The sequence below is a fragment of the Blautia sp. BIOML-A1 genome, from assembly GCF_009883055.1.
In the GTDB taxonomy this organism is placed as follows: Bacteria; Bacillota; Clostridia; order Lachnospirales; family Lachnospiraceae; genus Blautia_A.
Genome location: NZ_WWVR01000006.1, coordinates 83,546 through 107,974, shown reverse-complemented (window position 1 = coordinate 107,974; position 24,429 = coordinate 83,546). Strand labels below are relative to the sequence as shown.

25 protein-coding genes, 1 tRNA gene and 1 other RNA gene are annotated in these 24,429 nt (G+C 44.0%); 6 read left to right on the top strand and 21 right to left on the bottom strand.

The window, feature by feature from the left end; translation table 11 throughout:
* Nucleotides 1–336 precede the first annotated feature (336 nt).
* The 3 genes from GT674_RS04880 to GT674_RS04870 form a co-directional block, all read right to left on the bottom strand.
* Entirely contained in the window at nt 337–1,032 is a 696-nt protein-coding gene (locus GT674_RS04880) for a CvpA family protein (RefSeq protein ID WP_161284679.1), read from the bottom strand.
* A gap of 10 nt (nt 1,033–1,042) precedes the next feature.
* Nucleotides 1,043–2,197, bottom strand: coding sequence for a DUF5711 family protein (locus GT674_RS04875; RefSeq protein ID WP_161284678.1), 1,155 nt, complete (start codon nt 2,195–2,197; stop codon nt 1,043–1,045).
* Nucleotides 2,198–2,258: 61 nt separating this feature from the next.
* Nucleotides 2,259–3,494 carry a LysM peptidoglycan-binding domain-containing protein gene (locus GT674_RS04870; protein WP_161284677.1) on the bottom strand — a complete coding sequence of 412 codons (1,236 nt, stop codon included), beginning with the start codon at nt 3,492–3,494 and terminating at the stop codon, nt 2,259–2,261.
* A gap of 128 nt (nt 3,495–3,622) precedes the next feature.
* Here GT674_RS04870 and yyaC point away from each other — a divergent pair, with 128 nt between their 5' ends.
* On the top strand, nt 3,623–4,225 hold the full coding sequence (gene yyaC / locus GT674_RS04865) for a spore protease YyaC (protein ID WP_243149059.1): 603 nt from the start codon (nt 3,623–3,625) through the stop codon (nt 4,223–4,225).
* Here yyaC and GT674_RS04860 read toward each other — a convergent pair.
* From GT674_RS04860 to GT674_RS04825, 8 genes are all read right to left on the bottom strand, one after another.
* Nucleotides 4,209–5,147 carry a transketolase family protein gene (locus tag GT674_RS04860; protein WP_161284676.1) on the bottom strand — a complete coding sequence of 313 codons (939 nt, stop codon included), beginning with the start codon at nt 5,145–5,147 and terminating at the stop codon, nt 4,209–4,211. The two genes, yyaC and GT674_RS04860, sit on opposite strands and share 17 nt — an antisense overlap.
* A complete protein-coding gene (locus tag GT674_RS04855) occupies nt 5,135–5,974 on the bottom strand; it encodes a transketolase (RefSeq protein WP_161284675.1) in 840 nt (279 codons plus the stop codon). Before GT674_RS04855 ends, GT674_RS04860 begins: the two co-directional genes overlap by 13 nt.
* A gap of 112 nt (nt 5,975–6,086) precedes the next feature.
* On the bottom strand, nt 6,087–6,740 hold the full coding sequence (gene fsa, locus GT674_RS04850) for a fructose-6-phosphate aldolase (protein WP_161284674.1): 654 nt from the start codon (nt 6,738–6,740) through the stop codon (nt 6,087–6,089).
* Nucleotides 6,741–7,001: 261 nt separating this feature from the next.
* Nucleotides 7,002–8,111: a LacI family DNA-binding transcriptional regulator gene (locus GT674_RS04845; protein WP_161284673.1), complete on the bottom strand. Its 1,110-nt coding sequence runs from the start codon at nt 8,109–8,111 to the stop codon at nt 7,002–7,004.
* 22 nt (nt 8,112–8,133) lie between these two features.
* Nucleotides 8,134–8,733, bottom strand: coding sequence for a recombination mediator RecR (gene recR, locus GT674_RS04840; protein ID WP_161284672.1), 600 nt, complete (start codon nt 8,731–8,733; stop codon nt 8,134–8,136).
* Entirely contained in the window at nt 8,733–9,089 is a 357-nt protein-coding gene (locus tag GT674_RS04835; protein ID WP_161284671.1) for a YbaB/EbfC family nucleoid-associated protein, read from the bottom strand. Before GT674_RS04835 ends, recR begins: the two co-directional genes overlap by 1 nt.
* A 28-nt stretch (nt 9,090–9,117) precedes the next feature.
* Nucleotides 9,118–10,722: a DNA polymerase III subunit gamma/tau gene (gene dnaX, locus GT674_RS04830; protein ID WP_161284670.1), complete on the bottom strand. Its 1,605-nt coding sequence runs from the start codon at nt 10,720–10,722 to the stop codon at nt 9,118–9,120.
* A 127-nt stretch (nt 10,723–10,849) separates the two neighbouring features.
* Nucleotides 10,850–11,932 carry a 6-phosphofructokinase gene (locus tag GT674_RS04825; protein WP_161284669.1) on the bottom strand — a complete coding sequence of 361 codons (1,083 nt, stop codon included), beginning with the start codon at nt 11,930–11,932 and terminating at the stop codon, nt 10,850–10,852.
* Nucleotides 11,933–12,088: 156 nt separating this feature from the next.
* Between GT674_RS04825 and ffs the strand changes: the two genes are divergently transcribed.
* An RNA gene (ffs, locus tag GT674_RS04820) (signal recognition particle sRNA large type) lies at nt 12,089–12,350 on the top strand.
* Between the two features lie 51 nt (nt 12,351–12,401).
* On the opposite strand, the gene GT674_RS04815 is transcribed toward ffs, so the two are convergent.
* Both GT674_RS04815 and tadA read right to left on the bottom strand, forming a co-directional pair.
* Nucleotides 12,402–12,839 (bottom strand): GatB/YqeY domain-containing protein, encoded by a 438-nt coding sequence (locus GT674_RS04815; RefSeq protein WP_161284668.1) that lies wholly within the window; start codon nt 12,837–12,839, stop codon nt 12,402–12,404.
* A gap of 105 nt (nt 12,840–12,944) precedes the next feature.
* Nucleotides 12,945–13,460 carry a tRNA adenosine(34) deaminase TadA gene (tadA, locus tag GT674_RS04810; RefSeq protein ID WP_161284667.1) on the bottom strand — a complete coding sequence of 172 codons (516 nt, stop codon included), beginning with the start codon at nt 13,458–13,460 and terminating at the stop codon, nt 12,945–12,947.
* Nucleotides 13,461–13,625: 165 nt separating this feature from the next.
* Between tadA and GT674_RS04805 the strand changes: the two genes are divergently transcribed.
* The gene (locus tag GT674_RS04805; protein WP_161284666.1) at nt 13,626–14,324 is read left to right on the top strand and encodes an anaerobic ribonucleoside-triphosphate reductase activating protein; all 699 of its coding nucleotides are present in this window, start codon (nt 13,626–13,628) and stop codon (nt 14,322–14,324) included.
* Here the strand turns inward: GT674_RS04805 and GT674_RS04800 are convergent.
* Nucleotides 14,295–15,179: a DUF6128 domain-containing protein gene (locus GT674_RS04800; RefSeq protein ID WP_161284665.1), complete on the bottom strand. Its 885-nt coding sequence runs from the start codon at nt 15,177–15,179 to the stop codon at nt 14,295–14,297. The genes GT674_RS04805 and GT674_RS04800 overlap by 30 nt on opposite strands.
* A gap of 65 nt (nt 15,180–15,244) precedes the next feature.
* Nucleotides 15,245–15,742: a type II toxin-antitoxin system HicB family antitoxin gene (locus GT674_RS04795; RefSeq protein WP_161284664.1), complete on the bottom strand. Its 498-nt coding sequence runs from the start codon at nt 15,740–15,742 to the stop codon at nt 15,245–15,247.
* A 175-nt stretch (nt 15,743–15,917) separates the two neighbouring features.
* On the opposite strand from GT674_RS04795, the gene GT674_RS04790 reads away from it, so the two are divergent.
* On the top strand, nt 15,918–16,154 hold the full coding sequence (locus GT674_RS04790; protein WP_161284663.1) for a helix-turn-helix domain-containing protein: 237 nt from the start codon (nt 15,918–15,920) through the stop codon (nt 16,152–16,154).
* 9 nt (nt 16,155–16,163) lie between these two features.
* On the opposite strand, the gene GT674_RS04785 is transcribed toward GT674_RS04790, so the two are convergent.
* Together GT674_RS04785 and GT674_RS04780 are read right to left on the bottom strand one after the other, a co-directional pair.
* Nucleotides 16,164–16,343, bottom strand: coding sequence for a hypothetical protein (locus tag GT674_RS04785; protein WP_161284662.1), 180 nt, complete (start codon nt 16,341–16,343; stop codon nt 16,164–16,166).
* A 639-nt stretch (nt 16,344–16,982) separates the two neighbouring features.
* Nucleotides 16,983–17,056: transfer RNA gene (locus GT674_RS04780), tRNA-Pro, on the bottom strand.
* A 220-nt stretch (nt 17,057–17,276) separates the two neighbouring features.
* Between GT674_RS04780 and pduB the strand changes: the two genes are divergently transcribed.
* Complete coding sequence (pduB, locus tag GT674_RS04775; protein ID WP_161284661.1) at nt 17,277–17,993, top strand: microcompartment protein PduB; 717 nt, start codon at nt 17,277–17,279, stop codon at nt 17,991–17,993.
* Nucleotides 17,994–18,108: 115 nt separating this feature from the next.
* On the opposite strand, the gene GT674_RS04770 is transcribed toward pduB, so the two are convergent.
* From GT674_RS04770 to GT674_RS04755, 4 genes are all read right to left on the bottom strand, one after another.
* Nucleotides 18,109–19,497, bottom strand: coding sequence for a PcsB-like coiled-coil domain-containing protein (locus GT674_RS04770; protein ID WP_161284660.1), 1,389 nt, complete (start codon nt 19,495–19,497; stop codon nt 18,109–18,111).
* A gap of 191 nt (nt 19,498–19,688) precedes the next feature.
* Nucleotides 19,689–19,985 (bottom strand): septation regulator SpoVG, encoded by a 297-nt coding sequence (spoVG, locus tag GT674_RS04765; protein WP_161284659.1) that lies wholly within the window; start codon nt 19,983–19,985, stop codon nt 19,689–19,691.
* 59 nt (nt 19,986–20,044) lie between these two features.
* Complete coding sequence (glgD, locus tag GT674_RS04760) at nt 20,045–21,166, bottom strand: glucose-1-phosphate adenylyltransferase subunit GlgD (RefSeq protein ID WP_161284658.1); 1,122 nt, start codon at nt 21,164–21,166, stop codon at nt 20,045–20,047.
* Entirely contained in the window at nt 21,163–22,440 is a 1,278-nt protein-coding gene (locus GT674_RS04755; RefSeq protein WP_161284657.1) for a glucose-1-phosphate adenylyltransferase, read from the bottom strand. Before GT674_RS04755 ends, glgD begins: the two co-directional genes overlap by 4 nt.
* 291 nt (nt 22,441–22,731) lie before the next feature.
* On the opposite strand from GT674_RS04755, the gene murC reads away from it, so the two are divergent.
* Complete coding sequence (gene murC / locus GT674_RS04750; RefSeq protein ID WP_161284656.1) at nt 22,732–24,111, top strand: UDP-N-acetylmuramate--L-alanine ligase; 1,380 nt, start codon at nt 22,732–22,734, stop codon at nt 24,109–24,111.
* Nucleotides 24,112–24,429 lie beyond the last annotated feature (318 nt).

Here is a 24,429-nt window from a genome sequence, read left to right as displayed (position 1 = left end):
TTCGTTAAGAATTTTCGAGAATCGTATGTGTTTCACTGTTTAGTTATCAAGGTTCTTTGTTTCGCCATCTCTCGACAACTCATTCATTTTATCACGTTCATTTTGTCTTGTCAAGAACTTTTTTAAGTTTTTTCAAAACTTTTTAATGAACTTTTGTGTGATTCGTTGCTCATCAGCAACTCGTTTATTCTATCGCATTCTCATTTGAATGTCAAGAACTTTTTTATTTTTTTCTGATTTTATTTTACATTCAATTCAATGAATTCCAGAAAAAATCCGCCTCATCTCGAAGCGGATTTAAGTATATCATCGTTATTTTTATTCGTCAAGAGTTTTTTAGAAGATTTTTGTAAAAATTTGGATTAAGGGATCATATTGATATATCACACTCAATAAGCTGTCCTTCTCAATCAGTTCCAGTGATGTCTTACCAATCTCTGTACTGCACAATACCGTCAGGATCAGGAACAATATCCATATAAATACCAGACCCTTCACAAACCCAACCAGCCCTCCGGTCAGTTTATTTGCCGTTTTCAGAATCGGGAGTCCTGCGATCAGATTCAGTATATAGACCACTATCCTGATTCCAATGGTTGCCAATATATATGCCAGCACATAGGAAAGCCCGTTTACAATCGTTCTTGCAAGATACCCTGAGACATATTCCGTCAGAGTATTCACCGAGAGCTCGGCATAATTCTCTGTATTGTTATTTTTTTCGATATTCTTTCTCAGAATCTCCGGAAGATTAAGTCCATCAATAAACTGCGAGGAACTTTCCATTTCATTTTCCAGATCACTGCTCTGCTTCTGCACAAAATCCGTACACGTTTCCTGAATCGTACTGTAAACAGGAGTTTCGCTTATAAGGAAATCATTTATATATGGATTGATTGCCCACGCAAGCGACAATGACAGAAATACAAAGAAAAACGAAACAATTTCTCTGATAAATCCTCGTCTGTATCCCATCCATATAAACAAAATCAATATAAGTAAAATTACTATTCCAAACCAAGTCAGTTTCATCTGCTGCCCCTTACTTAAATTTTATCACATTGACGCCGTTGTCCAGCACAAGCATGTATTTGTTCCAGCCAATCTTAAAGAAGTTATTAATAGTACCGTCAATCGTTCCATTATAGCGCTCTGATCCGCGACTGTTCATCACACAGATCTGAGAGCTGTTGTACATAAGGATACAGCCATCACTCATCTTGATCGTTGTATAAGGAACATTAAATTCCTTCTCAAACCGAAGAGTTCCATCAATACCATACACCTGCATGGTATATTGTTTATCTTTCTTTCCGCTCTTAAACACAAGTCCGATCGTATTTTCATCAAAAAATGTACTTACGATCTCTTTCTTGACTTCTACGGTTGTACCTTCCTTCGGAATCTGTGTCCCCGAATAGATGGTAAATCCATTATCCTTAAGAGCTGCCGACCTGGTGCTGTCAAGATATTCAATCTGAGGGATCACAGCACCCTCATAAGTATAACCACTTACAATACGGTCGTCCTCACTCTGACCTATATCACCGAAATTATAAAAAGCCACATAGCTGGTTGTCTGGCTGCCCTCGACAAACTGGTACGTCACCATCATAATATCACTGTTATCAGATATTGCAACATCCATAGGATATCCTGGATCCGCTACATGCGTCTGATTTTCTGCGATCAGAGAACCATCCGGACCATAAAAATTAATCCATGTTGCATCACCGCCATCCAGGATCGCAGCCACCATTCCCTGCGACGAAACCCTCGCCTTGATTATATTATAGGATGTTGTTATACTGCCCGTCTCTCCATCCTTATCAAAAATCTCGATCAAGGTCCCATCCTGATCTGCCACAACAGCTCTGTCTCCCTTAATGTCTGCAACAGGATTTTTCATTTCATACAGAACGCTCCAGTACGCTTCCATACCGCTGTTTACAAGAGAGGCACCGTCCGGACTATATCGCAAAATCCCGTTCGCCATCTCATCATAACCGGTAGAAACCACATCTTCCTGTTCACTCGTCTGAAGGATCTCATAGTCATGATAACTTCGTTTCTCTACATAAAAATAAATCAATATCGCAACAGCCGCGACCGCGCCGACCATGATCACTGTTTTTTGCGGTATGATTGATTTTTTCCTTTTTCGTTTTCTTCTTAGATTCTTTAGGATATTCGCCATTTTAACCCTTACCTTATGTAATCATCTATTTTTTTGTTACATGCAGATTATAGCAAACTTTTTAAGGCAATACAATTATTTGTCCCGGATAAATGATCTCATCCTCGGAAATCCCATTTGCCCGGCAAATCTCCGTTACTTTATCCATAGTCCCATATTTTTCAATGCTTATCTGGTACAAGGTATCCCCCGGACGAATCGTATAGGACTTCTGTGTCTGTGCCGCTGCTGTCTCTGTTTCCGTATTCTTCCTGCTATTTTCAATTCTTCTTCTCGCTTTTCTGGCATCGGCTTCCTCCTTATATATCTGTTCTTCTTTCTCTGAAATACCGACTGTCGGAACAGTTGTCGGATCTGCCGTAGGTGTTGGTTTTGGAGTTTCAGTCGGTGTCATTTTGTCTGCAGATACAGTGCTTTTTGGCACTGCTGTCAAAGCTGGCGTAACCTTTATTTCCTGTCTGAGATTCGCTGAAGCCGTCTGTATCTCTTCCTCCGGCTTCTGTCCCGCCTGATGATTCCGGTAAAAACGTGCCCCTGCTACCACAAGCGTCAATGCCAGACATGCAACCGCGGCATAAGAAAAAACAGAAGTTTTCTCTTCTGTTTCTTCCGTATCTTCTTTCTTCTTTTTCTGAATAAGTGAACGAAATGCCTTGACAGCATCATCCTGAACCGTTTCCTGCTCTTCTTTCTGTAATTGTGGATTTTTTTCCAGCATATAGTTCTGCATCTGGATATTTTTTTCGTAATAAATGTAGTATCCGCTCTGTCTTACGAGGAAATTATTTTCATAACGAAAGAAAGCTTCCTCCTGTTCTGCCGTATCCAGAAGCATCACTATCTTTTCTGCTCCAAACTGTTTCCTGTGTACTTTCTGGATCAGTTCCGAGGCCTCCATAGAAAGCGACTGACATGCCAGAAACCAGCCCACAATCTCCTGTCCTTCAAAATATTTTTCCTGTTCTTCATGAATTGTCTGCCACATATTCTGCGTGATCTCAATATGCTCTTCACTGATCTCTTCCCCTTCCGTCAAAAGAGCTCCTCTGATAAATACCACGCCATTTCCAGACCGCCACCGGGCTTCACCGAGCAGAATCGCCAGACAGCTCCCATTTTCTTCGTCACGACCCTTCGTCTGTGCAGCCCTGTGCAGGAAGGTATATACATAGTCCTCAATATAGATTCTGTAATCCCCGCTGACAAGTCCTATCTGACGTATATTCTTAGGCAGTTCCCATTCTGTGGTTCCATCTTTCATCTCCTGCTTTTCATCTTTATAGATGACCTCTATCATATCCAATCACCCCTTCAGGCATCAGAATAGCATATCCACACCGCAGATTTTATCGTAATATAAAACCTTTTCCCCAAAATTTAACGACATATTCTGCACCTGCATAATTCTTCGCAGACACGGATACAATGAAACAGAACGTTACCGCAAACCAGACAAGAGGAATCCTTATGACTTTTTATATTAATGCCAGGCAGACCGACTCTGTCTGTAAAATCTCCGGCTCTCTCAGGCAGTGCATTCTCCATTATCGGAATAGCTGGTCAGAACTTGTCTTTCTCTGTATAGGAACCGACCGTGTCACAGGAGACTGTCTCGGTCCCTTTGTCGGGCAAAAACTCAGTAGTTATTCCGGAACAGTTTTTTCTGTCTATGGGACACTGTTCCAGCCTGTTCATGCCTTAAATCTTACAGATATATACCAGCACATCCAGACGCACCATCCAAATGCTCTGATTATCGCCATAGATGCTTCTCTTGGCGAAAAAAAGCACCTGGGCTATGTGACCATTGCAAATGGTGCACTTCACCCAGGTGCTGCAATTCATAAACAGCTTCCGTCTGTAGGCCATATTCATATTACCGGAATCGTCAATGTCTCAGGCGTGCTTGAGCAGCTTACGCTGCAGACAACCCGTCTGTCCACTGTAATCTTCCTTGCAGATAAAATCGTACAGGGAATTCTGGAGTCGATTCCTTTATCCAAAACAGATTTTAAACAAATTCTTTAACCTGTTTGTAGATGCCCTCTCCATCCAGACCGTATTTCTCAAGAAGAGCCACAGCCGGTCCGGATTCACCGAATCTGTCATTTACACCAATACGTTTTACCGGTACAGGAGCTTTCTCTGCAAGACATTCGCATACAGCACCGCCAAGTCCGCCAATAATAGAATGCTCCTCTACTGTGACAACTTTTCCGGTTTCTTTTGCTGCTGCAACGATCAGTTCCTCATCAAGTGGTTTGATGGTATGGATGTTGATAACCTTTGCCTCAATTCCATCTGCTGCAAGCTTCTCTGCTGCTTCAAGAGAAGCTGCCACGCAAAGACCATTTGCAACGATAGTAACATCCTTACCCTCTCGAAGAACGATACCTTTACCCATTTCAAATTTATAATCAGGATTATCATTAATCACCGGCACTGCCAGACGACCAAATCTCATATAAACCGGTCCCTCATACTCATAAGCAGCTTTGACCATAGCCTTTGCTTCAATGTCATCTGCCGGAGACATAACAACCATTCCAGGAACAACTCTCATAAGTGCAAAATCTTCGCAGCACTGATGAGTTGCACCATCTTCACCAACAGAAATTCCGCCATGAGTTGCACCGATCTTAACATTAAGATGCGGATATCCTACAGAGTTACGAATCTGCTCATAAGCACGTCCTGCTGCAAACATGGCAAATGTGCTGGCAAAAGGAACCTTACCGGTAGCTGCAAGTCCGGCTGCGATTCCTACCATATTACATTCTGCGATACCGCAGTCGATATGGCGTTCCGGAAATTCCTTTTTAAACATTCCGGTCTGAGTAGCTGCAGCAAGGTCAGCATCCAGAACAACAAGATTCTCATGTTCTTTTCCAAGTTCCACCAGAGCCGCACCATAGCTTGCTCTTGTAGCAATTTTCTTTACTTCTGACATAATGCTTCACCTACTTTCTCCAGATCTTCCATTGCCTGCGCATACTGCTCATCATTCGGAGCCTTGCCATGCCATCCGGCCTGGTTTTCCATGAAGGATACACCTTTACCCTTAACTGTCTTCATAATGATTGCTGTAGGCATTCCCTTGACTGTTCTTGCCTCGTCAAATGCAGCCTTGAGCTGATCCATATCATTTCCGTCTTCAACATTGATCACATGGAAATTAAATGCCTCAAATTTCTTATCGATCGGATACGGAGAGCAGACTTCATCAATTTTACCATCAATCTGAAGTCCGTTATTGTCCACGATCACTACCAGGTTGTCCAGTTTACGGAAGCCTGCAAACATAGCCGCCTCCCATACCTGACCTTCCTGAATCTCACCATCTCCCAGGAGAGTATATACTCTGTAAGCTTCATCGCTGAGTTTTGCAGAAAGTGCCATACCTACTGCTGCGGAGATTCCCTGTCCCAGAGAACCACTCGTCATATCAACACCCGGGATATGTTTCATATCCGGATGTCCCTGCAGATAAGATCCAAGATGACGAAGTGTCTTCAGATCTTCTTTCGGGAAATATCCTCTCTCAGCCAGTGCAGAGTAAAGTCCTGGTGCTGTATGTCCTTTGGAAAGTACAAAACGGTCTCTGTCTGCTTTCTTAGGATCTTTCGGGTCAATGTTCATTTCCTGAAAATACAGGTATGTGAATAAATCTGCTGCTGATAAAGATCCGCCCGGATGGCCGGCTTTTGCAGCATGAACTGCGGTCACGATGTCTTTGCGGACTTCGTTCGCAATTTTCTGAAGTTCTAATTTCTCCATGATCTAATTCTCCTTTTATTAGTTTACGACAGACTCATGCTACAACCAATCTCAGCATTCGTCAAGCAATATATATCATCGCCAGTATTTTAGGGATATTACCTATTAACAGTTACTCACCAAATACTGCTTTGTAGTCTTTCTGGAATTTCTCGATTCCTGCATCTGTCAGAGGATGTTTGGTCATCTGCTCAAGAACCTTGTATGGTACTGTTGCGATATCAGCGCCTGCCAGAGCACATTCTGTTACATGGATCGGGTGACGAACACTTGCACAGATGATCTGTGTTGTGATTCCGGCTACCTCGAACATTTCAACGATCTGACGAATCAGCGGAAGTCCATCTGTAGAAATATCATCAAGTCTTCCAAGGAATGGGGATACATATGTAGCACCTGCTCTTGCAGCAAGTAAAGCCTGATTTGCAGTAAAGATAAGTGTTACGTTTGTTTTGATTCCTTCTTTGGAAAGAACTTTAACTGCTTTCAGTCCTTCTACTGTCATAGGAATCTTAACTACCATGTTTGGATGGATTTTGGCGATCTCACGTCCTTCTGCGATCATTCCCTCTGCATCTGTTGTGGTAGCTTTTACTTCACCGCTGATCGGTCCATCTACGATTTCTGTAATTTCTTTGATTACTTCATTGAAATCTCTTCCCTCTTTGGCGATCAGGGACGGATTTGTGGTAACGCCACAGATAATTCCCATATCATTTGCTTTACGGATATCCTCTACATTTGCTGTGTCAATAAAAAATCTCATGATTATATTCCCTCCTGAATTCTGCGTTTTTGCTAACATCGCTTTGATGATTTCATTATAACAGATAGTTTTTTCAGGTCAAGGAGGGGCAAAATTATTAATAATTTTTCTATTAATAATTTTACTTTTTATTAATACTTTTCCGCGGAAATCCCGTGCTTTTTGTATAAACCTATGCACAGTTTACGGTTTTTTCACGCTTTCCACAGCTGCAAGCCAAAAATTATTAATAATAATTTTATTCAGTATATTTATTTTTTCTTATTTTACTGGCTTTGAAATACCGGAGGTTTTTGCATAAGTTGTCGTTTTGCGGGCGATCAGCTTCGGTGTGTATTCAATATTATAAAGGCTTGTCGGCTGAAGCCCCGTGTAAAACTGATCATTTGTAGTGATCTTTCTTATGATGATATCACAGGCATCTCTGCCCTTAAGTGCGACAAAATGATCGATCGTCGTCAGGGAAAGTCTCCGGATACCGGAATAAAAAATATCATCACATCCGATTACAGAGACATCCTTTGGAACACGTATTCTGGACTTCTCCAATGCATCAATAGCGCCTATTGCCATCATATCATTCTGTCCGGCAATCGCGGTGAACTGCTTCTGTTCCCTGAGAAGCTCCATCGTAAGCTGATATCCCATGGAATATTCCGAATCCATTCGCGGCATCCTCCGGTCTATCGACTCATCTGCTGCCTTGATCAAAACATGACCGCCAAGTCCTTCTTTTTCGTATTCTTTTACAAAACCATCGATTCTTCTGGATCGCTGCCACTGCCTTCTGGTCAGCGGTGGTGTGATAAATGCCACATCTCTGTGTCCCAGATCCAGAAGATGTCTCGCCATCAGTCTTCCCACCATTGTGTTATCCTGATTGATCGCATCCACGGTTGTTGTCTTTTCTTTGTTGCTGATGATGACCAGTGGAATTCTTCTTGCCAGTTCTTCTACTTTTTGCTGGAAATCCGGATGAGGATTGCAGGCATAAATGATCCCCTGCGGTTCTATATTTCCGATCATCCTCAGATATCGCTCTTCCAGTCTGGCATCTCGCTGCGTATTGCAGATAAAGACGCCATATCCCTTTTCGTTTGCCACGGACTCGATTCCCTGAAGCAGTAGAACATAATATGGACTGGTAAGGGTCGGACAAAAAACAACGATCAGTTTTTCTTTTTTGCTGTTGTTCTTATGTTTTCGATGCGGCAGTTCATATCCCAGTTCTCTGGCAGCACGCTCTACCTTCTCAATGGTTTCTTCTGAAAAAGAAACATTATTTCTGCGATTAAGAATCATGGATACCGTAGCCTGAGAAACCCCGGCTTTTTCTGCCACCTGGGAGGAAGTCACCTTTTTTTTCGCCAAAGTTCATCCCCTCTTTCTGTTATCAAAGCTGCACTCTGCCCTCCAGTGCGCGGAGCAGTGTCACTTCATCAATGTATTCCAGATCTCCGCCCACCGGTACGCCACTGGCGATCCTGGTAACTTTGATTCCTGTAGGTTTGATCAGCTTGCTTATATACATTGCTGTCGTTTCGCCCTCCAGACTGGAGTTTGTCGCAATGATCACTTCTTTTATATCGTCCTTCTGCAACCTCTGCATCAGTTCCCTGAGACGGATATCATCTGGCCCGATTCCAAGCATCGGTGAGATTGCACCGTGAAGCACATGATATACTCCATCATACTTGCCGGTCTTCTCATACGCAGCCAGATCCCTTGTATTCTCCACTACCATAATCGTGCCGGAATCCCTCTTCGGATTGCTGCAGATCGGGCAAAGCTCCTGATCTGTCAGCGTGCAGCAGTTCTTGCAGTAGCAGACCTTCTCTCTGGCTTCCGTGATGGAAGACGCCAGCTGTCCCACCTGGTCCTTCGGCATATTCATGATATGAAAAGCCAGCCGCTGTGCAGACTTCGGTCCAATCCCCGGCAGATGGGAAAGCTGTTCTATCAGCTTATTGATATGTGTGCTGTAATATTCCATCAGAACGGAAGGCCTCCGCCAAGGCCTCCAAGGCCTCCTGTCAGTTTTGACATTACTGCTGCGGATTCCTCCTCTACTTTACGAAGCGCCTCGTTTGTAGCAGCCACGATTAAATCTTCCAGCATTTCGATATCGTCCGGGTCTACAACTTCTTCATCAAGCTTAACTTTGGTAACCTCACGTTTACCGGAAATTGTCACCTCTACAGCTCCACCGCCCGCAGTTGCTGTGAATTCTTTTTCTTCCAGTGCCTTCTGATTCTCTTCCATCTGGCGCTGCATTTTCTGAGCCTGTTTCATTAAATTGTTCATGTTGCCAGGCATACCCATGCCCGGAAATCCTCCACGTTTTGCCATAACTTTTATTCCTCCATATCATTTTATTTTAGTCTTCCAGGTGTGAACCCGGTTCTTCTTCTATCTGAACATCCATATGGATATTTTCGCGGATCGCCTGATCCACTGTAATCTGAGACAGATTTGTCTGCTGATGATCTTCTGCCACAAGCATATGCAGTTCAATGCTTTTACCCAATTGTTTCTCTATGATTTCCTGTAATTCCTTCTTCGCATCAGAATCATCCGGATACAGCCGTCCTAACGGAGTCTGAAATTCCACATACAGCACCGGTTCACCGGTTTCCCCATTGTACTTTGGCACAGACTGCAGAAGTGCCTGCTTGAATGCTGCCGTTGTCTGACCAACGATCACCTTCCATCCTGCCACGATCTTCTGCAGATCCTCCGGTGCCGCTTTCTGAGGTGGTACTACCGGTTCCTTCCGCATTTCTGTCACGGACTCATCGCCGCTTCGGACAACCACCTGCTGAACCGGCCGCTCATCAATTCTCTGCTCCAGTACCCGAATACGATCCAAAACAGAATCAAGATTTGTCTCCATCGCCGGCCGGCAGAGTTTGATCAGAGCAATTTCTACCAGAACACGTTTCTGTGTGGCAAATCGAATCTGATTTGAGAGTTCAGAAAAAACACGGATATACCGCATAAGTGTATCAATGTCCGTCATCTCACTCTCCTCTTTAAGAAGTCTGAGATTCTCAGACGAAACATCAATTGCTTCCTCCGGATTGTCGGAAGTTTTGACCAGAAGAAGATTTCGCATATACCATGTAAAATCTCCTACAAACTGGCTCAGTTCCCTTCCTCCTACGATAAGCTCCTCCAGAATACGGATCGCCGCGGTTACATCACCGGTCAGAACCTTCCTTAAAAGCTTACTGAACACTTCGGTGTCTACAGCTCCCAAAACTTCCAGAACTTTATCATAAGTCAGTGTCTGGCCCAAATAGAAAGCAATACACTGGTCCAGAAGACTCAGGGCATCTCGCATGGAACCATCACCGGCCTTCGCCACATAGCGAACCGCCTTTTCTTCTGCTTCCACTCCTTCTGCATGAAGAAGTTCCGTCAATCTGTCTGCGATTGTATCGATTGAAATCCTGTGAAAATCATACCTCTGGCATCTGGAAAGAATCGTGATCGGAATCTTATGTGCCTCCGTCGTAGCCAGTATAAAAATTACATAAGAAGGTGGTTCCTCCAGTGTCTTAAGCAGGGCATTAAAGGCTCCCGTAGAAAGCATATGCACCTCATCGATGATATACACCTTATAATTACCCTCTGTAGGACGATAGGTCACTTCCTCACGGATCTCACGGATATTATCCACGCCATTGTTGGATGCGGCATCGATCTCGATCACATTCATGGAAGTTCCTGCCTGGATTGCTCTGCACATCTCACATTCGTTGCAGGGACTTCCATTGACAGGATGCTGACAGTTCACTGCCTTCGCCAGAATCTTCGCCACCGTTGTCTTACCGGTACCTCTCGTCCCGCAGAACAGATAGGCATGTCCGATACGGCTGGCATTGATCTGATTTGTCAACGTTGTCACAATGTGATCCTGCCCTTTGACATCAGCAAAATTATCAGGTCGGAACTTTCGGTACAGGGCAGTATAACTCATAAATAACTACACTCCTTTTCCAGCCTGGCATATTCTTTTACCACCGTTTATCCAGGCATTAAACCGCCGCAGGAAAACTCCCGCGGCGGCAGTTATTCGTTACTGTTTACTCTTTGTCCGGCAGTGATCAGTCTCCAAAGCTGATACCGATCTGCTTGGCAGCTTTAACAATCTGATCCTTAGGAGAAACCATCTTGAGCTTGCCTGCACATTCTGCAAGTGGGATTCTCTTGATCTTGCCATTGATGATGCCAACCATAATGCCATATTCCTCATCCAGGATAGCTTCTGCCGCACCTGCGCCGATTCTTGTGGAAAGAACTCGGTCATACGGACACGGCTCACCACCACGCTGAATGTGACCCGGAACTGTTACACGGACTTCACTTCCGATAACCTTGTTGATCTGATCTGCGATCTCATAAGAAACGGACGGATATTTCTTCGCTCTTTCTTCGAGTTTCTCTTTGTATTTCTTCTTCGGAAGTTCTGCATCCTCCCTGGAGATCGCACCTTCTGCTACTGCAAGGATCGTGAAGCGTTTGCCTTCCTTATTACGTTTGTCAATTGCAGCACATACCTTCTTGATATCATACGGAATTTCAGGAATCAGGATAATATCTGCACCACCTGCGATACCTGCATGAAGGGTCAGGCTTCCAACCTTATGACCCATGATCTCCACAATAAATACACGGCCATGAGAAGTTGCTGTTGTATGGATACAGTCAATTGCGTTTGTGGCAATATTTACTGCGCTCTGGAATCCAAATGTCATATCTGTACCATAGATGTCATTATCAATGGTCTTTGGAAGATGAATGATATTCAATCCCTCTTCTCGTAACAGATTGGCTGTTTTCTGCGTTCCGTTTCCTCCAAGGATGACAAGACAGTCCAGGCAGAGCTTATAGTAAGTCTGCTTCATAGCCTCAACCTTATCCAGACCTTTCTCATCCGGCACACGCATCAGCTTAAACGGCTGACGGGAAGTACCAAGAATAGTTCCTCCTCTTGTCAGAATACCGGAGAAATCTTTTGCAGTCAACATACGGTACTTGCCGTAGATCAGTCCTTTGTATCCATCGTCAAAGCCGTAAACCTCCAGGTCATCCACTGTATTAGACAGAGCCTTCACAACACCTCTCATTGTGGCATTTAAAGCCTGGCAGTCACCGCCACTTGTTAACATTCCGATTCTTTTGATCATAGAACAGTTCCTCCTCATAGCGCATGATTTTTTATCTAAAGTAGATTTTACAGTTATTTATGGAATCAGTCCAAAAAAGCATCTGCAATCTGTTTTCTATTATATAATACTTTGCCCCCTCTTGACAAGTATACAAAAATCGTCTATACTTAAGTTCCGCGCAGCCGGGGAGATAGCGGTGCCCTGTACCTGCAATCCGCTACAGCAGGGGTGATGCCAATCTGAGGCTTGTCTCCTGTGGGGCTGCCCTTTATAAGTGGCGTTGACGTTTGGGTCTCACGCAACAGGACTCTGTGAACCGTGTCAGGGCAGGAATGCAGCAGCACTAAGCAGAACCTCTTGTGTGCCGTGAGGGTGCCTGGGCCGAGTTAACTGTAGAGGTAACGTCCATGGGAACATTTCGAAGTGCGGCGCGCGGAAAAGAGAGAATTTTTTATACTCCGGAGACAGATTGTCCCCGGAGTATTTTTTACTGGCAGATTTCTGCTACCACCTGATTGATAAGTTTGCCGTCTGCCTTACCTTTAAGGTCACCCATAACAGTTTTCATGATCTGTCCTTTGTTCTTTGTTGCAAGAACTTCTGCAAATTTTTCTTCGAGATATGTCCTGATCTCTTCTGCACTCATCTGCTGCGGCGCATATTTCTCGATCACATCATATCTTGCCTGATATTCCGCACGGAGATCGTCACGGTTTTCCGGACAGGTATCAAGCTGTTCCTTAACTGTCTTTAATTCTTTGAGGATCACACGGTCAACCAATGCTTCAGGCACGTCCTCTCGGCACCCTTCATCAATAGCAACCTTCTTAACTGCTGAGATCAGAGAAGATACTGCATCCTTTGTTGTTTTGTCCTTTGCCTTCATGGCTGCAACCATGTCTTTTCTTAATGCTTCTACTGTCATTTTCATTTCCTCCTCGTTTATTACATGATATGACCGCCATCCGGCACACAGCCCCGGCGCTCACTCTCTGTTTTATCATAGCACGATTTCCATAAAAAACAAGTTCTACTGTTCGCAGTTCTGCATCTTCTGTATCTCCTGTTTCGCAAGCATTTTACGCTGTTTTTTCTTTTCACGGAGTTCTTTAAAAAAATCAGACAGCATTGCAGAGCACTCTTCCTGAAGTACACCTCTGGTCGTCTTTACCTGATGATTAAATCCCTCCACTTCCAGAAGATTCAGAACAGAACCTGCACATCCCGCTTTGGGATTCATGCTCCCGATCACTACTTCATCAATCCTTGACTGCACAAGTGCACCTGCACACATCTGGCATGGTTCCAGTGTTACATACATGGTGCAGCCCTCCAGCCGCCAGTCGCCGAGCTTCCTGCTCGCTTTGCGGATCGCATTCAGTTCTGCATGAGATAATGTATTCTTGTCCGTATTTCTCCGATTATATCCCCTTGCAATAATTTTCCCCTCAGACACGATCACACAGCCGATCGGAACTTCTTCCAGTGCTCTCGCTTTCTTTGCCTGACGGATTGCTTCTTTCATAAATTTCTCCTGCTCTGTCAACACCTTCTCCTCCTTTTTCCGTTATCAGTATAAAGAAATCCCCTTGCAAAATCAACGTCAAATCACTAAAATAAATTATCAGAGTTCTGAATCGGAAACGGTCTCATTTTTAAAATGCCAGAAGTTCTGATTCCAAAATTATCATCTCAGAAAGAAGAGAAAATTATGCCACATATACATGGTCTGAACAAAACTACCCTGCTTGATTATCCCGGCCGGGTCGCCGCAACCATATTTCTTGGCGGCTGCAATTTCCGGTGTCCCTTCTGCCAGAACAGCCCGCTTGTCCTGCACCCTTCTACCGAACCGAAAATTTCCGAAGAAGAAGTTTTAAATTTCCTGCAGAAGCGAACCGGTATTCTGGAAGGAGTCTGCATCTCCGGAGGAGAACCCACACTCAGTGCAGATCTGGAGCCCTTTGTACGCAAAATCCACGAAATGGGATATTCTGTCAAACTGGATACCAATGGATCCCATCCTGAAGTTCTGAAAAATCTTGCCGAGAAAAATCTTATCCAGATGGCTGCCGTGGATATCAAAGCCTGTCCCCAAAATTACCCTTCCCTGACAGGTCTTCTTCACCCTGACCTGGATTCTGTACAGCAGACAGTTGACTTCCTGCTGCACGGAAATCTGGACTACGAATTCCGCACCACGGTTGTCCGTGAACTGCACAGCGAAGATGATTTTTATAAAATCGGAACCTGGCTGAAGGGTGCCAGAGCCTACTATCTCCAGGCTTACAAAGACTCCGATGAAGTTCTGCAGCCTGGATTCAGCAGCTATTCTCTGGAAGAACTGGAACATTTCCGCAGCATTCTTCTAAAAACCATCTCAAGGGTTGAAATTCGGGGCATCGACTGACCGGTACCAGTAGCCTCCCTTTCCTTTTGGGACCTGGATATCTCGGCTCTCTTTGAAATAAGAAAAGCCAAACATATTTGCCATAAAACCTTCCTGCTGATCATATGCTCCCGGAACACCAAGCATCCACTGACCGTCGCGAGTACAGCATAAAAGCAGATGACCGAAATTATGATAGCCATACTGCAGAAAACGATTGTTTCGAAGCATGCAGACACGGCGTCCAAGACGGCAGAGTTCATCTATAGTAATCCTGCGGCATTCTGTCATCTCGCCATCACCAAACGCCTCACAAGGTACACCAACAGGTGCGGGCTCCGGACGGCCCGGTTCCGGCTTGTGCGGCGGATATTTTTGCGGTTTCAAAGGCTCCGGACACTCTGTCATCTCAGATTCCTGCACAGACTGTGTATGAACCTGTTCATCCTCCTTTGCAGGCTCTGTTTTCTGTTCCGCCTCTTCCGTCATCTCCTGGAAATCCTCCGGCCGGATCGGTCGGTCATCCCACTCCGTTCCAAAAAATCCGCCACTATCCAGAATGAGGATCATCCCGTTCATATCACCAAGCGGTATCTTTCCATGCCCGACTGCCATTGTCTGTGTTTCCAGAAGACAATCCATTCTGCCGGCTTCTGTTCGAAATTTTCCGATTCTGCTCCCTTCCAGCAGTCCCTTTCTTCTCACAAATCCATAGACAGTACACTCCATACCCGCGATCAGGCCTGGGCATCTCAGATGAACCTCCATCAGGCACACTTGTTCCCTGGCTTCTACTTTTATGAAGCCACAGTTATTTCCTTTTTTTCCTTTCTGATACTCATATACATACGCCACAAAGCGCTGGTATTTTGCCAAACCAGAACCTCCCGGATTTGCTCATCACTTATGTATATGAGCTTGCAGCTTCCAATATACCCTTCTCACTTTCCCCCGATGATCCGTCTTTCAGTCCACTGTGCATACGCTGCATAAATCCAGTTTCTGAGAGCTTTCTTCATATTCATACGCAGCATTTCCTGATTTTCTCCGTATCCGATGCATCCTGGAAATTCCGGATAAAACCCCGTATAACCTTTCACCGGATCTTTTCGCACCTCATAGGGATCCTCCCACAGATTTTCTGTCACCATCTCCAGATCTATTTCTCCATATTCCACCATCTCATACAGGCCATCCAGAACATAATCATACGGTTTCCTGGAATCTGGATCCTTTTCCTGTTTTCCGATTCTGTTCAGTTCTCTGCCTATATCTCCGTTTCGTATCCACTCTGCATAAAGTCCATCAAACTGTTTTTCTTCAAGCTCATACTCTTCTTTCATCAAATCCAGATAATGTATGGCATCTTTATGCGAAATTTTTCCACTCTGGATCATCCCACATAAATATGATAATTCGTTCTCTTTTTCTGTCCCCATACCGTCCTTCACTTCCTCCATCAGCTCAGTTGTATCGTTTTATATGCTATATTTTTTCTACTTCAGGATAAACAATAAATGTTTCTCTATTACGAAACATTATAAAAGAATTCCTCATTATCATCAATACACAGATATTTCTTTATTGCGAAATATTATCTATGAGGAAAACAAAATGCAGAAAATAAGACCCGACCTGGACATCGGCAGAAACATCCAGCAGGTGCGTTATCTTAATGGATTCACGCAGGATCAGGTAATTGCCCGTCTGAATCTCATGGGGATTCCCATCTCCAAGAGCACTTACGCCAAGCTGGAAACAAACCGGATGAACATCCAAGTCAGTGAACTCCTTGCACTCGCACAGATTTTTCACTGTGATGTTGGTGAATTTTTCAAAAATCTTTTATAATCCTTCTCTTTATTCCTCATATAGACTTCCTTTTCTCTCAGCCCATTTCGTGCTGTTCTCTGGCAGTATTTTTCCATTATCACCAAAAACTAATGTACTTATTCCACTGACATCTGATCGTATCTCTGCAAAGCGTTTTTGCTTTATTGATACATCATGAAACACTTTCATTCCAAATACCAAATACAAAAAAGGAACCTCTTTTTAAGAGATTCCCTGGATAAACAAAGAAAAAACACCGAAAACTCTATTTCTAAAGCTTTCGGTGCCCCTGCCAAGTAGTCGAAGTGACAGGATTTGAACCTGCGTTCTACGCTCCGCTTCGGTCGGTTCAAAACCGAGGTCCCCCGGACCTCGTGAACCCTCTGCGCCCGAACACATTATTTGTGAATAAGTAAAGAACTTCAACCACCCGCACAGCAGGTGGTTTATTTGTTTTCCAAAGTTCCGTTTTTCGGATCAACGAAAAACTCCACAATGTAAAACAGGGCTTTGCCCTAACAAAAAAACACCGAAAACTCTATTTCTAAAGCTTTCGGTGCCCCTGCCAAGTAGTCGAAGTGACAGGATTTGAACCTGCGTTCTACGCTCCGCTTCGGTCGGTTCAAAACCGAGGTCCCCCGGACCTCGTGAACCCTCTGCGCCCGAACACATTATTTGTGAATAAGTAAAGAACTTCAACCACCCGCACAGCAGGTGGTTTATTTGTTTTCCAAAGTTCCGTTTTTCGGATCAACGAAAAACTCCACAATGTAAAACAGGGCTTTGCCCTAACAAAAAAACACCGAAAGCTCTATCTCAAAAGCTTTCGGTGCCCCTGCCAAGTAGTCGAAGTGACAGGATTTGAACCTGCGACCTCTGCGTCCCGAACGCAGCGCTCTACCAAACTGAGCCACACTTCGTTATTTATTTTTCCTACGTCGTTCAACGCAAGATATATTATATTATATGGTTTTTGAATTGTCAACAGTTTTTTGAAAAAAAATAAAAAATTTCTATTTTCCAATTTCTTGCAAGAATTTCCGATATACGCTATATTATAGATAACAGGTTCACTGTAACATTCACTCACAAAAACCAGAAGAACCCGCCCACTTATGGCGGACGGAAAGAGGATCCACTATGATAGATGTAAAAAGTATCAGCACTCACTGCTCAAGAACAGAATTTGTCGGAACTGCTGTCCTTGACACGATTGGTCTGGTCATCTCAGGAATTGATGATACCTTATTAAAAGAAATGAATATAGGAACGAAATATCATACCCTCGGGCTTTTCAGTTCCCGAACCGGTGCGGCCGGACAGATCACTGCAATTGACGATGCCGTAAAAGCAACCAATACAGAAGTCCTGTCCATAGAATTTCCAAGAGATACCAAGGGCTGGGGCGGTCACGGCAACTATATCGTGATCGGCGGCAATGATGTTTCCGATGTGCGTCACGCAATCGAACTCGGTCTTGAACTCACTAAGAAAAACGCCGGTGAGCTTTATATCAGTGATTCCGGTCATCTGGAGTTTACATTTTCTGCCAGTGCCGGTGCAGCTTTGCAGAAAGCTTTCCACGCCATTCCCGGGGAAGCCTTTGGCTTCATGGCCGGATCTCCGGCTGCTATCGGCCTTGTAATGGCTGATACCGCAATGAAAGCGTCCGCAGTAAGCATCACCTGCTACATGACTCCAAGCATCGGAACCAGCCATTCCAACGAAGTTATTCTTGGAATTTCGGGTGATGCAAGTGCTGTCAAGGCAGCTGTCCTTGAAGCGCGTCAGGTCGGTCTGGAACTGCTCATCGGAATGGGAAGCTATCCGGAAATCCCCGGAGTGCCATATCTTTAATACAGACCCCAAAATCTTTCTGACTGAATATAAAGAAAAAAGCCTGTGCCCTGAGATCTACTTGTCCAAGCGTCAAGTAGTCCCGGAGTACAGGCTTTCTTATTGTAAATTCATATTAGTTCAGCTGGTAAACATCCGCATACTGTAATCCAAAGCTCAGAGCTTCGCTGTGACTGCTGCAGTAGATATCTACATGGCCATATGGAGTTCCAAGATCCTCTACCGTATAAACATTTCCGTTGATAAGGAGCTTTGTTCCGAACGGTACACCTGCCATGGCTACAGTACGTCCTGCCACCGGCATAGTTCCACTTGCTGTTGCATTTCCTGCTGTTCCGCAGCAGGTTGCACAGTTACAGTAAGCTGTAAGCTTAAAGTTTCCAAGATAAGTTCCTTGACTGGAGTCAGATGAACCAGAATCAGATGAACTGCTATCAGATGAAGAATCATCGCTGGAATCAGAGGAATCCTCTGTAGAAGAATCATCACTGGATGTATCCTCAGATGCGTCTGTGTACTGACTGTCATCATCAATAGTTCCTGCTTCTTCATCATTAGAATAGCTGTCATCAGAGCTTTCGGAATCAGAATCATTCTCTGTATAGGAAGCATCAGAAGACTCGTCCTCTGTATAAGCTTCATCACTGGAAGTATCTTCGTCGGATTCGGAAGAATCTTCACTATAAGACTCTTCTTCGCTTGCCGCTTCCTCAGCTGCTGCCTGTGCTGCAGCTTCTGCTGCCGCCTCTTCTGCTACTCTCTCCTGCTCAGCCTGCTCCATCAGAACTGCGATATCGTTATCAGCGCTGCTCACCTGAGCCATAAGAACCTCTGCCTCTTCCTGGTTTGCACTGATCTGGTTTACGTAGGAACTGATGTTATCACTTGTTGTTGCAACAAGATTCTGAACTTCCTGCTGCTTGGAGCCTTTCTCTGCAAGCATCGTGTTGATGGAAGCAGATTCATCCTCAACCTTCTTCTGCTGCTCGGCAATATTCTTCTGAGTTGCTTCGTATTTCTCAAGCATATTTCTGTCATATTTGGAAAGCTCGGAAATGCTGTTGGCCTGATTCAGGAGTTCAGAAAGACTTCCTGCAGAGATCAGTGCCTCAAACATTGTTGTACCGCCCTTCTCATATATGTACTGAATACGGTCAGACATTGCTTCCTTCTGCTTGATCGCTGCCTTCTGTGCACTGGCAAGGGCAACCTTGACTTTATTCAGCTCATCTTCTTTCTCAGCAGCCTGTGTGCTTAACTGAGAAATACTTTCTGTCAGTTCATTATATTGTGAATTCAGTTCTGACAGGTAGGATTCGAGTTCCTGTTTCTTACTCTCCAGACCACTGATGTTTGCCTGAGTCTGATCAAGTCCTGCCTGCGCTTCCTGCTTCTGAGCCTGTGCTGCGGCTATCTGATCTTCTGTAGAAGCGAATACGGTTGTTCCCATAGAAGCAGTCATTGCACATGTTATCAGCAGTGAAAGAACTTTCTTACTTTTCATATAAACACCTCGTAATTTTTTTGTACACTCAGTATAACACATTTTTTCATAAAATCAACACTTTTATTTAATCTTTGTAACATTCACGTAACATTTTCAATAAAAGGTCGCGATTTTACCACATATCTACTATATGTATTACAAAAAAATTACGCTGACTTGAAATTCATCTTCAAACAATGCCACCGTGTTTATTCTGCGACAGCTTCCTCTACTTCCTCTGCCTCTTCTGCTGCCAGAAGTTCCTGGTATTTCTCCAGAATCAGACCCTGGATGCGATCCCTTGTCTGTGAGTTGATCGGATGAGCGATGTCACGATACTCTCCGTCCGTTGCCTTGCGGCTCGGCATTGCGATAAAAAGGCCCTTCTCTCCCTCGATCACCTTGATATCATGTACCACAAACTCATCATCTAGTGTGATCGATACGACCGCTTTCATCTTTCCTTCTTTTGCAATCTTTCTCACACGTACATCTGTAATATTCATTGTATTGCTGCCCCTTTCACCTTTCATACGCACGCATTGCCTTGTATTTTGTATTTGTTTTATAATACGTACCTTTCATTCTTTTCTACAACGATTCTGACCTTTCCGTCTTCTGCGCTGTAGCAGGAATCTGCCTTGATCGTATCGCGGCTTTCCACGATACAATTCTCCAGCCGCACGTTATCTCCCAGATAAACGTCGTTAAGAATCACAGAATTCCTGATCACACAGTTGTTGCCGACATAGACATCCTTGAACAGTACAGAATTCTCGACCGTACCATTAACAATGCATCCACTCGCAACAAGACTGTTCTTTACGACCGCTCCCGGATTATATTTTGCCGGTGGCAGATCGTCGATCTTTGTCTTGATCGACGGTTCCTGTCTGAAGAAGTAATTCCGGATCTCCGGCTGCAGAAATGCCATATTGGTTCGATAATATGCCTCTGCGGTAGAAATATTGCTCCAGTAGGAATCTATCTTATAGCCGTAAATTCGTTTGAGGTTTTTGTAACGAATAAGAATATCGTTTACAAAATCATGTCTGCCTTCCTGGGCAGCCCGCTCCAGCAGTTCGATCAACTGTCTTCTCCGGATAACATAAATACCGGTTGAGATCGTATTATAATTGGATACGATCGGTTTCTCTTCAAATTCTTCAATCCTGAAGTCGTCATTCATGCGGACTACACCAAAGCGTTCCACTTCACTCTGATCTCTGCAGGTTGTGCAGACAACTGTAATATCCGCACGTTTGGAAATATGGAAATCCAGGACTTTGTTGTAATCCATCTTATAAATACAGTCACCGGATGCAATGACTACATACGGCTCATGGCTGTTTCTGAGGAAAGTAAGATTCTGGTAAATAGCATCTGCCGTTCCCTGATACCACAGACTGTTGTCCTTGGTGATCGTAGGTGTAAATACAAACAGACCTCCCTGCTTACGTCCAAAATCCCACCATTTGGATGAACTCAGATGTTCATTCAGAGACCTTGCATTATACTGAGTCAGAACGGCAACCTTCTGTATATGCGAATTTGCCATATTGCTCAGTGCGAAATCTATACTGCGGTAACTTCCGGCTACCGGCATTGCTGCGATTGCTCTCTTGTCCGACAATTCCCGCATGCGGCTGTTATTGCCTCCTGCAAGGATAATCCCGATTGCCTTCATGACTGCTCACCATCCTTTGCTCTGATCACCTGTCCACTCTCAAGAATTCCTTCCGGATAATCCTCTGCTGTAGTAATTCCTGAAATTGCAGTGTTTCTTCCTATCTTAACATTGTCCGGTATGACACTCTGTTCTCCGATCGTAGCAAGTCCAAATGCGTAAACAGCAGGTTTAAATACATTCTTTGCTTCTTCTCCGCATCCAACAACAGTATTATTTCCAATCGTGACGTCCTCTGCTATGATTGCCCTGTCTAGAACAGAGTTCTCTCCGATCACAGAATTCCGCATGATAATGGAATCTCTTACTACCGTTCCCTTTCCGATCACAACATTCGGTCCGATCACGGAATGATATACTTCACCATAAATCTCCGTTCCCTCTCCGATCAGACAGCAATCCGTCACTGCATCTTCTGCAATATACTGCGGCGGAATGATATCTCCCCTTGTATAAATCCTCCAGTATTCTTCATACAGGTTAAACTCCGGAACAATGTCGATCAGTTCCATATTCGCTTCCCAGTAGGAACCCAGAGTTCCTACATCCTTCCAGTAGCCATTATACTCGTAGGCAAAAAGTCTCTGCCCTTTGTCTTTACAGTAAGGAAGGATATGCTTACCAAAATCACAGTTACTCTGTGCTTTCAGTGCCAGCAGAGCTTCCTTCAATACCGGCCAGCTGAATATGTAAATTCCCATGGAAGCCAGATTACTGCTCGGCTTCTCCGGTTTCTCCTCGAATTCCCTCACACGTCCCTTCTCATCCGTCACCATAATCCCGAATCGGCTTGCTTCTTCCATCGGAACAGGCATACATGCAATCGTAATATCCGCTTTATTTGCCTTATGGAAATTCAGCATTATCTCATAGTCCATCTTATAAATGTGATCCCCGGAAAGGATCAGCACATAATCCGGATTGTACTGTTCCATGTAATCAAGATTCTGGAAGATTGCATTCGCTGTTCCGGTATACCATTCACTGTTGTCACTCCGCTCATACGGAGGAAGCACAGTCACACCGCCTTCATTTCGATCCAGATCCCACGGGATTCCAATTCCGATATGTGTGTTCAGACGCAGTGGCTGATACTGAGTCAGAACTCCCACTGTATCAATGCCTGAATTAATACAGTTACTCAGCGGAAAATCTATGATACGATATTTTCCCCCAAAGGCGACCGCTGGTTTTGCTACTTTAGCTGTCAATACTCCAAGTCTGCTGCCCTGACCGCCCGCCAGAAGCATGGCAATCATTTCTTTCTTGATCATGCACTCACCTCTTGTTATATTTGATTTCCTAATTATATCATATCTCCCCAGATTAGTGAACATTATTTACAATTTTCTTGTATTAATTTTATTTTTTTTATATTTATTGCACACCTTTTCTTTATTTTCCGAACCATATCTCATTTTTCTATGTGAATTATGCACAATTTCTCAATTTTCACGCCGTATTTTTTCTATCATCAAAACTTGGACTTTTCATTTTTATCTACAAGAGGTATAATATTTAAAAATAAGAAGTAACTCTTCAGCAAAAATAAGGAGATTTTTATTATGTATCAGATAGACTTTCACAAACCAATCGCCGTCCATTTTATTGGTATTGGCGGAATCAGCATGAGCGGACTGGCCGAAGTTCTCCTGGAGGAGGGCTTTACCATCTCCGGTTCCGACTCTAAAAAAAGCCCGCTGACCACCCTTCTTGAAAGCAAGGGTGCAACTCTCTACTATGGACAGCGTGCTTCCAACATTAAGGATTCTGTTGATGTCGTTGTCTATACAGCAGCAATCCATCCGGACAACCCTGAATTTTCCTGTGCAAAGGAAAAAGGAATCCCAATGCTCACCAGGGCACAGCTTCTCGGACAGATCATGCGCAACTACGATACCCCGATCGCTGTATCCGGAACTCACGGAAAGACTACCACCACTTCCATGATCTCTCATATTCTTCTTAAAGGAGACTGTGATCCTACCATCAGTGTCGGCGGTATCCTTCCGGCAATCGGAGGAAACATCCGTGTCGGTAATTCAGAGACCTTCCTTACCGAAGCATGCGAATACACCAACAGCTTCTTAAGCTTTTTCCCAAAGATCAGTATTATCCTCAATATAGATGCTGATCATCTGGATTTCTTTAAGGATATTGATGACATCCGTCATTCTTTCCGCAGATTTGCTGAGCTTCTTCCGGCAGACGGCGCACTGATCATCAATGCCGACACTCCGAAATACGAGGAGATCATAAAGGAGCTTCCATGTAAGGTCATCACCTACAGTCTGGAGAAAGAAGCAGATTACACTGCCGACAATATCACTTATGATGAATTCGGACACGCTTCCTTCCGTGTACTCCATAACGGCAGTCCAATCGGAACCTGCTCTCTCAAAGTTCCGGGAATCCACAATGTTTCCAACGCACTGGCCTCCATTGCCTGCGGACAGCTCCTTGATCTTTCTGATGATGTTATTTTTGAGGGACTTAAGAGCTTTACCGGAACAGACCGAAGATTCCAGTACAAGGGACAGATCGGCGGAGTCACGATCATTGATGATTATGCACATCATCCAACAGAAATCGAGGCAACTCTCCACGCTGCAAAGAATTATCCACATAAAAAAATCTGGTGTGTATTCCAGCCGCATACTTATACCCGTACCAAGGCTCTCCTTCCTGAATTTGCCAAAGCTCTTTCCCTGGCAGACCATGTTGTCCTTGCTGACATCTATGCAGCCAGAGAAACGGATAACCTCGGGATTTCCTCCGCTGATCTCCAGAAACTGATTGCGGATCTTGGTACTCCATGTGAATATTTCCCAACCTTCGATGAAATCGAAAACTTTTTACTCGAGAATTGTACACAGGGTGACCTGTTGATAACTATGGGGGCCGGAGACGTTGTAAATATTGGAGAACAGCTTCTCGGAAAGTAAGTTATCCACATTATCCACATGCTTATGCACATTTTTAATGCCACATAGCATGTGGATTTTTATTACTCTTTGTCGTTTACATAAGTGTATATGCAGTCAGTTCAAAATCCTTTATTTTATGCGTTTTTTCGACATTTATCCTGGTTGCAGATAATTTTATTACTGTTTTTCTTTCCACATTATCCACATTATCCACATTTTATTGTGGAAATCTTTCGCAGCAAAATACCCTATTCTCATTTGAAAAAGGTTGTGCTATAATCCAATTGTTCCAATCTGCCGTTGTTTTGACGGCATATAACCGGAATTTTCTTAGAA

Excerpts from the sequence above, each read along its gene's own strand:
- GT674_RS04880 (WP_161284679.1), bottom strand. The coding sequence starts at position 1,032 with ATGAAACTGACTTGGTTTGGAATAGTAATTTTACTTATATTGATTTTG.
- GT674_RS04870 (WP_161284677.1), bottom strand. The coding sequence starts at position 3,494 with ATGATAGAGGTCATCTATAAAGATGAAAAGCAGGAGATGAAAGATGGA.
- GT674_RS04795 (WP_161284664.1), bottom strand. The coding sequence starts at position 15,742 with ATGGGGACAGAAAAAGAGAACGAATTATCATATTTATGTGGGATGATC.
- GT674_RS04755 (WP_161284657.1), bottom strand. The coding sequence starts at position 22,440 with ATGATCAAGAAAGAAATGATTGCCATGCTTCTGGCGGGCGGTCAGGGC.
- GT674_RS04860 (WP_161284676.1), bottom strand. The coding sequence starts at position 5,147 with ATGTCAGAAGTAAAGAAAATTGCTACAAGAGCAAGCTATGGTGCGGCT.
- GT674_RS04825 (WP_161284669.1), bottom strand. The coding sequence starts at position 11,932 with ATGATCAAAAGAATCGGAATGTTAACAAGTGGCGGTGACTGCCAGGCT.
- GT674_RS04855 (WP_161284675.1), bottom strand. The coding sequence starts at position 5,974 with ATGGAGAAATTAGAACTTCAGAAAATTGCGAACGAAGTCCGCAAAGAC.
- pduB (WP_161284661.1), top strand. The coding sequence starts at position 17,277 with ATGATAGATGTAAAAAGTATCAGCACTCACTGCTCAAGAACAGAATTT.
- fsa (WP_161284674.1), bottom strand. The coding sequence starts at position 6,740 with ATGAGATTTTTTATTGACACAGCAAATGTAGAGGATATCCGTAAAGCA.
- GT674_RS04805 (WP_161284666.1), top strand. The coding sequence starts at position 13,626 with ATGCCACATATACATGGTCTGAACAAAACTACCCTGCTTGATTATCCC.
- glgD (WP_161284658.1), bottom strand. The coding sequence starts at position 21,166 with ATGAAGGCAATCGGGATTATCCTTGCAGGAGGCAATAACAGCCGCATG.
- dnaX (WP_161284670.1), bottom strand. The coding sequence starts at position 10,722 with ATGAGTTATACTGCCCTGTACCGAAAGTTCCGACCTGATAATTTTGCT.
- spoVG (WP_161284659.1), bottom strand. The coding sequence starts at position 19,985 with ATGAATATTACAGATGTACGTGTGAGAAAGATTGCAAAAGAAGGAAAG.
- recR (WP_161284672.1), bottom strand. The coding sequence starts at position 8,733 with ATGGAATATTACAGCACACATATCAATAAGCTGATAGAACAGCTTTCC.
- GT674_RS04875 (WP_161284678.1), bottom strand. The coding sequence starts at position 2,197 with ATGGCGAATATCCTAAAGAATCTAAGAAGAAAACGAAAAAGGAAAAAA.
- murC (WP_161284656.1), top strand. The coding sequence starts at position 22,732 with ATGTATCAGATAGACTTTCACAAACCAATCGCCGTCCATTTTATTGGT.
- yyaC (WP_243149059.1), top strand. The coding sequence starts at position 3,623 with ATGAAACAGAACGTTACCGCAAACCAGACAAGAGGAATCCTTATGACT.
- GT674_RS04790 (WP_161284663.1), top strand. The coding sequence starts at position 15,918 with ATGCAGAAAATAAGACCCGACCTGGACATCGGCAGAAACATCCAGCAG.
- GT674_RS04770 (WP_161284660.1), bottom strand. The coding sequence starts at position 19,497 with ATGAAAAGTAAGAAAGTTCTTTCACTGCTGATAACATGTGCAATGACT.
- GT674_RS04815 (WP_161284668.1), bottom strand. The coding sequence starts at position 12,839 with ATGACAGTAGAAGCATTAAGAAAAGACATGGTTGCAGCCATGAAGGCA.
- GT674_RS04835 (WP_161284671.1), bottom strand. The coding sequence starts at position 9,089 with ATGGCAAAACGTGGAGGATTTCCGGGCATGGGTATGCCTGGCAACATG.